Source organism: Niveispirillum lacus, assembly GCF_002251795.1.
Classification (GTDB): domain Bacteria; phylum Pseudomonadota; class Alphaproteobacteria; order Azospirillales; family Azospirillaceae; genus Niveispirillum; species Niveispirillum lacus.
Genome location: NZ_NOXU01000008.1, coordinates 1 through 466, shown reverse-complemented (window position 1 = coordinate 466; position 466 = coordinate 1). Strand labels below are relative to the sequence as shown.

Genomic DNA, 466 nt, shown 5'->3' with positions numbered 1-466 from the left:
GCGCGGAGGAAGTCCTCATTGGCCTGCGAACGATAGGCCGTATCGGCCCACACACCCGACGCCGTATTGTCCGGGTCGATCAACCCCTCACGCAGGCGCGCGCCGTCGTGGGCGGCAGCATCGCTGACCAGCCGGCGCCGGATCACACCATGCCGCCGGTCGATGGCGATATGCGCCTTGTAGCCAAAGACCGGGATGGCGATGTCGGGTGGCTGCGGTNTTGGCCGGCTGATCGGGCCAGATCTCCCTGGCCGACCGGCCCTCTTTGATCGCCGCTTTCTCATCCTCCTTGTTACGCTGGCGGGGCGCCGCCACCAGCGTGGCATCCACGATCTGGCCCGACATCGGCAGGTAACCCGCAGCAACGATCACCTGATCTAGCCGCGTGAACAGCCTGTCCAGCGCGCGGGCGCGGATCAACGCCTCGCGGAAATCCCACAGCGTGTTGGCATCGGGTACCCCGTCC

Annotated in this window: 1 pseudogene; it reads right to left on the bottom strand. The window is 66.9% G+C overall.

From position 1 onward, the window contains the following. Nucleotides 1-466: pseudogene (locus CHU95_RS00285) on the bottom strand (transposase); the annotation flags it as partial.